The sequence below is a fragment of the Morganella psychrotolerans genome (assembly GCF_001676055.1).
Lineage (GTDB): Bacteria > Pseudomonadota > Gammaproteobacteria > Enterobacterales > Enterobacteriaceae > Morganella > Morganella psychrotolerans_B.
Genome location: NZ_LZEX01000003.1, coordinates 134,620 through 142,668 on the forward strand (window position 1 = coordinate 134,620; position 8,049 = coordinate 142,668).

General features: G+C 42.1%; 8 protein-coding genes. 2 read left to right on the forward strand and 6 right to left on the reverse strand.

Translation table 11 applies throughout. The features are described 5' to 3' along the window. The first annotated feature begins 25 nt into the window (after nt 1-25). Both AYY17_RS05085 and AYY17_RS05090 read left to right on the forward strand, forming a co-directional pair. A complete protein-coding gene (locus AYY17_RS05085; RefSeq protein WP_137022578.1) occupies nt 26-409 on the forward strand; it encodes a hypothetical protein in 384 nt (127 codons plus the stop codon). A 63-nt stretch (nt 410-472) separates the two neighbouring features. Next, entirely contained in the window at nt 473-1,249 is a 777-nt protein-coding gene (locus AYY17_RS05090; RefSeq protein ID WP_067421877.1) for a methyltransferase, read from the forward strand. A gap of 290 nt (nt 1,250-1,539) precedes the next feature. On the opposite strand, the gene AYY17_RS05095 is transcribed toward AYY17_RS05090, so the two are convergent. The 6 genes from AYY17_RS05095 to AYY17_RS05120 form a co-directional block, all read right to left on the reverse strand. Then, nucleotides 1,540-1,944, reverse strand: coding sequence for a hypothetical protein (locus tag AYY17_RS05095; protein ID WP_024592037.1), 405 nt, complete (start codon nt 1,942-1,944; stop codon nt 1,540-1,542). Next, nucleotides 1,937-3,742 (reverse strand): site-specific integrase, encoded by a 1,806-nt coding sequence (locus AYY17_RS05100; RefSeq protein WP_024608498.1) that lies wholly within the window; start codon nt 3,740-3,742, stop codon nt 1,937-1,939. Before AYY17_RS05100 ends, AYY17_RS05095 begins: the two co-directional genes overlap by 8 nt. Continuing rightward, nucleotides 3,739-5,391 (reverse strand): phage integrase SAM-like domain-containing protein, encoded by a 1,653-nt coding sequence (locus tag AYY17_RS05105; protein ID WP_067421879.1) that lies wholly within the window; start codon nt 5,389-5,391, stop codon nt 3,739-3,741. Before AYY17_RS05105 ends, AYY17_RS05100 begins: the two co-directional genes overlap by 4 nt. A gap of 7 nt (nt 5,392-5,398) precedes the next feature. Further along, nucleotides 5,399-6,532 (reverse strand): tyrosine-type recombinase/integrase, encoded by a 1,134-nt coding sequence (locus AYY17_RS05110; protein WP_047254917.1) that lies wholly within the window; start codon nt 6,530-6,532, stop codon nt 5,399-5,401. A gap of 223 nt (nt 6,533-6,755) precedes the next feature. Continuing rightward, a complete protein-coding gene (locus AYY17_RS05115) occupies nt 6,756-7,280 on the reverse strand; it encodes a hypothetical protein (RefSeq protein WP_067421881.1) in 525 nt (174 codons plus the stop codon). 126 nt (nt 7,281-7,406) lie between these two features. After that, entirely contained in the window at nt 7,407-7,811 is a 405-nt protein-coding gene (locus tag AYY17_RS05120) for a hypothetical protein (protein ID WP_067421882.1), read from the reverse strand. Nucleotides 7,812-8,049: the final 238 nt, after the last annotated feature.

Here is an 8,049-nt window from a genome sequence, read left to right on the forward strand (position 1 = left end):
TGACAAGCAGAAAGGGCTGTACGTTTTGACCAAAGGCCTTGGCGTTTTCCCGGTCGGAATTGACCTGTTAGCAAAGCGTGCAAAAGCGGTAGCGCAGTGGATGGGTATTGCCGAACCGAAGAGCGAAGAAGGCACCCCTGAGCACTATACCGAGTGCATGGCAATGATGGATAAAGGGCAGTTGCATGCTAAGCGCACAGGGTTGAAATGTACCGGTAATCTCAATGCTCAGCTGGTGGGTTATGAAGGCGAGCGTGTCTCTGTGGTCGATAGTGCGGGACAACACCGCAGTTTCTGGGTTGCTCGCACGTTGGGCTGGATGCCGGGGCATTTAGAAATTGAGTTCGACAACGGAGAAGATGGCGCGCTGGCAAGTGAAATTTACCAATCCGTGACTTTGGTCGCTTAAGTATCTTCAGGCCGTCAGCGTGGGGCTGGTGGCTTTAATCAATTCAATATATTGGGGTAAGAAATGCAAGTATCGAACGATGTCCTCGCAGTCCTGTCACAAGCGCGTGTTGATGGGCATAAGCTGTTCTTGGAAGGTCAGCTGGATCGCAGTCTGTATACTCGCACCAACAAGGTGCTGGAAGCGGCTGGTGGTAAGTGGAACCGCAAGGAAAAAGCCCATATTTTTGACGGCAGTGCGGAAGGGCGTATCGACGACATTATTCTGAGTGGGTCGATTGTTGTACCGAAGGACGACTTTAACTTTTTCCCAACCCCGGAAAAAATCATCAATGCTATGGTCGCCAGTGCCGATATTCAGGATGGGGATCGTGTTTTGGAGCCGTCCTGCGGTGATGGGCGCATCGTTAAAGCGGTGGCTAAAGCTGCCAACAATCTCAACATTGTGGCCGTCGAGCTGGATGACAATCATGTTGCTGCATTGAAAGCGGATCCCAACTTTGTTGCTACCAGTGCAGAGCTGATTAATAGTGATTTTCTCGCCTATAAACCGGATGAGAAATTTGACGTCATCATCATGAACCCGCCGTTTAAAAACAAGGCCGATATCAAGCACACCAATCATGCGCTGGATATGTTGGCATCGGGTGGCGTTCATCATGCTGGTGGTCGCCTGCGTGGCATTCTGTCTGCGGGTGTGCTTTTCCGCGAAGATGCCCTGACTACAGCTTTTCGTAAACGCGTGAAGTTGCTTGGGGGTAATTTCACCGAGCTGGAAGACAAAGCCTTCAAGGAATCCGGCACGTTGGTGAAAACTGTGCTGCTGGAAATCGACCTCTGATAGCCAGAATCAAGCCGCCTACGGGCGGTTTTTTTTGTCAGTGACGTCAGCGGGGTGATACTAAGAAAACCCCAAAATTCGGGGGAATACGCCATCCAAAATAGGGTGCTGAAAATAGCGCAGGGGTAAAGATGAAGCTGTCGGTAGACAATAATTATAAATAGTTCGTTACATGTAACTGTAGCTAACCTTATGTTTTATATAACTTTGTTTAAGGTTACACTTTTGGATGTTTTTAACTATCTCAAAAGTAACCTTAATTTGAAATTATTACCATTAAATTCAGGCAATTAGCTGTATATTAGTTGCGTTACATTGTTATTGTCCGCACGAGCATTGCTCAGAGCCATGTTTTTTCGTATTAACGTAGCATTTTGTGATTGAACTTTAGCGAGCATAGCTTTCAATTCTGCCACCTCAGACCGCAACTCTCGATTGCGGTCTTTGTATTTATTAAGTTCAGTTTGTTTGGCATCACGTTGCTGTCGAATGTCTTTGTTTACACCGCCTTTAATACGCTCTAATAGTTCAGGGCAATCACGGTGAATCAATGCTCGACTTACACCTGCTTCTTCGGCAACGGCAGCGACACTCATTTTACGTTTATGAGAAACAGTATTTGGACGACCTTTTTCGATTCGAACAATGGCAAGTCGAACCGCTTTATGTGTCGCTTTTTCTTTCTGGTTAGACATTTATCACCTCGATATCCTTTCTCTCGTTAATCTCTTGCTTCATAGCTTCAACATCAATACCCAATGCCACTAGAACCTTTTCACAGCGTTCCATGCCTTTTTTTACCGCCGCTCTACCAGCTTCACCAATATCATCCAATTGCATCAGTTTCATTTGCTGCACTAGCATTCCCTCCCAATAAGGCAGGTGTCGCTTATCTACAATGCCGCTTTCACAGCTATCAGGCTTACCACACTTACACTCATCATCATTGGTGCACCACCCAATACCTGTTGAGCGAATTGGTATGGAGCTAGAGTATGCCTTTGCCATAGCACTAAGAGAGCCAAAAGATTTAATTAACTCTTTATCCTCACGGACCTTCATGATGTTTTGAGCTATGTCGCCACCAGTGATAGGCGTGTCTAGTTCAAACCAATCTTGCTTAATTTCTTCTTCAACCAGATATTTCTCTCGAAGCATTTCTTCAAACAATTCAGCATCCAAAGCATCATTAAAGGCATACAAAGTGGTCATGGTAATTGACCAATGTTTAAAGTGATCTTTTAATGCTCTCAAGTCACCTAATTCAGAGTGAACCGCATAATTAGCAAAGGTACGTCTGAATTGGTGCGCTGATAGGTTCCAATTACTCCCTATCTGTTCACATAAGTTTGGCAACCTAGCGTTAGTCATTGCCACCCCTGACAATAGGTAAATTGCGTTTCCTTTTCCCAGGTTTTTCGATAGGCAGATGTGGTTTGATATTTCCTCAAGTCGATGTGCTTCCACATGATCGTTGCTTGCTTTCGCTTTTAGTAAATCACACTCAAGTTGATCTTGAAGTGGAGCGCTCAAACGGCCAAGAATATCAATCGCTTCCGTGGCTATCCTTGGCGCAATCCACTCAGCTAACCCTGTATGTGTTTTCTCAGAGACAGTTTCGATGTGGTAGTAAGTGGTGTCACCTTTCGTTTCAGAGCGATACGCATCACGCTTAATGCCTAATATTTCATGGATACGCATACCCGTTGTGAGTAACAGCCAGAAGATACAGCTATCTCGCAGTAGCAATGTTTCTCTCTTTTTTGACGATTTCAGAATTTCATCAGCTTTATCTAGGTATGATTTAGTAAACTGGCACAGCGGAATTAGCACTTTATTTGGAATAATGGGGGTCTTACCTTTGGTAATGGCTTCCCGATACGCTTCACCAACATACCCTGCTTGCTCATTAGCGGTTGATTGAGGCCAAGGATGCTCTTTGACAAAATCAAACTCTTTGCAGTGGTAATAAAGGTCTTCTAGAATGCGGAATCTATCCACCTTGGTGACTGCTGTCAGTGGTTTAGTCTCGCCTTTTCGTTTTGAGTGCAGGGTATTTACATGCCTAACGTAGGCATTTGAGGTAAAAGCTGTCAGCCCATGTGTAACTGTAGTATCTGAACTTAAAACCCACTGAAAATAACTTTTCAACTTGTCCAATGTTTTCACAAGAGTATTAAGAGCTAACCCCTTTTTGAATTTGCTCCAGATTACCCACTTTGCCATGCGCTTCATTTGAGTATCATCAATCGTAGAAAAAGTAAGGTTTAATGCACTTGCTATAGTTGCTTTCGTACCTTTACTAGCAGGAAACACCCATACATCTTCCTCAAATCGAGATAGCGTTTGGTATTCACCATTGGCGAGTTTAATGTAGGTCACGATACCCGTTAGAGAGCCATCAATGACTTGCTCAAGCGCACTGGTGCTTGGCTTTGGACATTGCTGAATTGCAAACTCAGCTTGTGTGAGTATTAACTCAATTGAACTCATTGCGTCACCTTCAACATATCAAGGTTTTGCCAGTACGGATGTGGATTAGATCTTGCCCGTTCTTTTTCAGTCTCTACACGCTGTAGCTGGCCAAGCTTAGCAAATTCAGGGACAACTTCTTCATCTACGATTCTTAGAACATTTTTTAAATGACGCTTCCAGTCTTTACGACCAAACTCGTCACGGCTTCGAATAATCGCCCAATAAAAACTAAAGAGTTTATACAAATCATCACCTGTAATAACGAAGCTTTTACAGCGGAAGCAGCCTAAAAAGTCATTACAGAACGAGCCATTTTTCGGTGCTTTATCGCCATTCTTAGGGTCTTTACAATGCCCTACAGGGACGCTTGGCTCTGCGCACGTTAGCTCTTTAACTCGTATCTCACCCATTAAGCCCAAGTTGCGCTTTGATTGCTCGGGAGCTTGCAGGTAGTGGTCAAGCGTTCCTGTCCCACTGTGTTTGGCTTGCCGCGCAGCAATTAACAAACTCTCACCACTCAGCTCATAAATACCATTGATGAACGTCTTGCGAAAACGGCTTACATTAAGTTTCATCGTTCGACAATCTTCATCTCTTAAGTCGTACTCTTTGATGAATTTTTTGATGTTATATCTAAGCAGCCTTTCTGCTAGAGAGGAGGCCGTACCTCTCTCGGCACCTATGTGGGCAACTCTAGACTCATAGACAAATAACAAGTCGGAATCGATAGACTTTCTCACTTGGCTATTACGCTCAATGATAGCCTCAATAAGATAAGCCACATCAAGCTTTATTCCTTGCACTACTTCAAGTTCCTGTGATTTTCGTAAATTGTGCAATTGCGTGGAGTTGCCTCTTTTTTTGAATACGGTTAAGAGCTTGCGGCAATCTTTAAGTGGGTGGTCGGTCAATGAGTCGGTAGTCATATTGAGAAGCGGAGATGTGTTGATGCCTGTCTGAATCGCCACAGCTAACAAACACAGTGTTAACTGATAACCTGTTAGTGGTTCGGTCTTTTGATAAATCGGCTTAATTGCTTGTTTTAGCGCAACCACCACCTGCCTTTTTTCATGGGGAGTCAGTGGTTTCTCGCCCTTTGCACGTTTACTTGAATTTGGAAATGGGCTCTTAGGAAAGAAATCACTGTTTAGGTTTATGTCATCAATGACTGACCAATAGCCCTTGTCCCTCATGTGTATCAGCATTGACTTGAGATGAGTGTAGTAACCTTTTAGGGTGTTATACCCTAACTCACAACCTCTAAGGTGCAGTAAATATTGCTCGATCAACTCTGGCGTAATGTCATCTTGTGTTAAGTCCTCACCCGCTGAATACCTAAATAATGTAAGGTATTCAGCGAAATGGAAAAAACCATTTTTAAAATAACCTTTTTGAGTTTCCTCGCTAAGAGCATCGGTATTTTTCAGCAGAGCTTTTGCGGTGTAGTACACTCGATTTGTAATGTCGTCATAACCTTTGCCATAGAAACGAGTAAAATTGACGTTAGAACCATTGCCACCTTTTGAACCGATATTCGGGTAATTCACTACAGGGTTGATTGGTCGGACTATTTCTCGATTTTGAGCAGTGTCAGTTGTTGACTCTACTGCCGATGTTTTCTTTAGCTTGTCTTTGTTAATAGACAGTTTTTTTCTTTGTCTCGCCATATTTCACCTACACAATCGCATCAATCTGTTGTTGATACTCAATCGACAAGTCATCGACCAAATCATTAACCAAATGTAAATATTTCATCGTGGTTGTGATACTTGAATGTCCAAGCCGAGCTTGTAGGTACATCAACGGTTCAAATTTACTGCTTTTATGCTCTAACATTCCTTTCAGCATGTGCGTTGCATAAGTATGCCTTAACATATGCGGTGATACGTGAAAGGGTAATTTAAGCGACTTGAGAGCCTTACCAAAAGCAGAACCTTGAGAAGCCCACCCTTGACCATCAGGCGTTAAAAACAAGCAATTTGACTCCACTTCCGACTCTTGTTGCTTCTGAAAACGAGCCTCATTGACATAACGCCACAAGTCCTCCATCAATCGTGTCGGGATGTGTATTTTGCGCTCTTTCTCACCTTTGGTTCGTGAAATATTGACCTCATAGTAAGCTCTGTTTCCAGTAGGCTTTCTTATTATATTCAAGGGAAACAGCAACAGTTCTTTTCGTCTAATTCCTGTCTGTAGACATAAGCGAACCATCAGCTTTAAGGTTGAATTTTCAATCGCAGATAAAAGATCTCGCACTTCAATTACCGATAAAAATTGAGCTTTTTTCTCAAAGGTTTTCATCATCAAATCAGAGCTGTATTTCTTACCACCATTTCTTTCTGTATGAGCTAAAAACTGCTGGCCTTTATTCACTGAAACGGATTCTAGAGAGTAAGGTAATGACTTAAACCACTTACCGACGCCATAAGAATAGAAACGCACTATCGTTCTTAAATGCTGATTGGTTGAATTTACCGACATGCCAAACTCACCAACACAAAGGTCACGATAAGCACTGACTAACATTTCATCTTCACTGCTTTCTGAAATGTCTCGCCAATCCAAACTGTTCTGCTCACAGAATGTCAGGAATTGAGCTAGGTGATTGCCATACGTCCACCAAGTGTTCTCACTATTCACTCGACCTCGTTTTAAGCACTCATATACCAAGAACTGCAACGCCTCTACACAAAGCATTCCTGATTCAATCCCTAGATCTGAATTATCAGTCTCCCAAGTTAGCAAAGGGAAGTTAGGGTATTTGACGCTTTCTATCTCAAAGTCAGATGTGGATTTGATGCAGAGCATAACAACCTCGCTGAACTGTACATGCACACAGTATAAAGAGTGGTTCTATGCTTCGCTATGAGAATTGGAATTTTTTATGCGTACCGTGATATGTAACACGTTACGGGGCAGATCTGAGCTAGCCACATTGGCTAACTCGAAGATGGACAGAAACGGTTTAGGATTATTGAACTAAACCATTTCTATCAGATTAGGAAAAGTATGTTGAAGCCTTGAACGTTTGTTATGTGAATTTTTTCCCATTGATAAAAGAGTTACCACCGTGCATTTCACCAGAACCATCTTCGACCGTAACAAATGAAGCATGTTTCTTTAAAGTACCAACCAGCGCCTCCAACTCAAGAGGGTCTTCGGGTTGTTTTGCAAATACAGAAGTTAAATTGTATGCGCCAGTGTCTTTAGTTGTACTAATAACGTACTCAAAATCGCCTAATTCACTTAATAAAGTAGTTAAATTCAGGATTTTTCCACCACGGGATAAATTTGCATCAAACGCCAAAGCCCATACTGTTTTGTTATATGGAAAGTCCTCTTGGTCTTCGTCATCGTTTCTTTCATATTCGACCAAGTAGCTTCCCTTAGGAAATGACTCAATACGTTGCTCCATTGCTTGGGCAACTAATTTAGGAGACGAAGTGTTCGTAATAATACTCGATGCACTGTTCACTAAACTGATGGATAACAAGGTCACTCCAGCAGCTTTCTTCAACCACTTTTTAAGTTTAGAACGACTAAATTTTTGCTTCATACTTCCTCATTCACATAACGCTTAAATAGTTGGCGCACCAACTTTACCAACAAAGCGCGCCAAATCTAAAACCAAAACTGCCAAGCTCCATGCGTCCGTTTAAATTGTTTGTTATGTCTTTGTTATCTATAGACCAGCTAAAGAAATCATAGAAGTAGCCTGAAGCGCATTTGTTTGAGCATGTTCATTAGATGATGAATGCTTTGGAATAAATTCTATGTTATGAGTATTACTACAATTATTAACCCACTGAACAGTCATACCACTAGTTCTTACCGCACAAAATATTACGTCACAATTAACTGAAACAAAATGAAGCAAACTAGTCTCCAACCTACTATTGGGATCGCCTTGACTCTCAATACCTATTTTTACCCCATTAATATTAAGTTCAATTGTTATATCTGAATTTTCATTGATAATATTAATTATAGCATTAGGGTATTTAGCTTTAAGTTGATTAAAAATCTCTTTTAAAGTAGATGTTTTTCCACAGTTTCCTCGCCCCTGTAAGGCGTATATTTTTGCCATATTTTTCTTACTCCATTCTGATAAAATATTTCAAACTATCTTGAAAATACATAACGCCTCGCTCTGCGGAAAATTTGGAGCGCAGCGTAAAATTTGTCCGACAGCAGCGCTTTGTGTACGCCCAGCATGGGCATGAACTAATGAGGTGAAAGTCCTCTGTAGGAAGGTCACCGTTTAAATAACATACTGTTATTTAACGTTAACTACTAGCGAATGGCAAGGGCTTAATCGCGAGGTT

What these genes read in the sequence shown, in the direction of transcription:
- AYY17_RS05095 (WP_024592037.1), bottom strand. Translation starts at nt 1,944, where the DNA reads ATGTCTAACCAGAAAGAAAAAGCGACACATAAAGCGGTTCGACTTGCC.
- AYY17_RS05110 (WP_047254917.1), bottom strand. Translation starts at nt 6,532, where the DNA reads ATGCTCTGCATCAAATCCACATCTGACTTTGAGATAGAAAGCGTCAAA.
- AYY17_RS05120 (WP_067421882.1), bottom strand. Translation starts at nt 7,811, where the DNA reads ATGGCAAAAATATACGCCTTACAGGGGCGAGGAAACTGTGGAAAAACA.
- AYY17_RS05100 (WP_024608498.1), bottom strand. Translation starts at nt 3,742, where the DNA reads ATGAGTTCAATTGAGTTAATACTCACACAAGCTGAGTTTGCAATTCAG.
- AYY17_RS05115 (WP_067421881.1), bottom strand. Translation starts at nt 7,280, where the DNA reads ATGAAGCAAAAATTTAGTCGTTCTAAACTTAAAAAGTGGTTGAAGAAA.
- AYY17_RS05090 (WP_067421877.1), top strand. Translation starts at nt 473, where the DNA reads ATGCAAGTATCGAACGATGTCCTCGCAGTCCTGTCACAAGCGCGTGTT.
- AYY17_RS05105 (WP_067421879.1), bottom strand. Translation starts at nt 5,391, where the DNA reads ATGGCGAGACAAAGAAAAAAACTGTCTATTAACAAAGACAAGCTAAAG.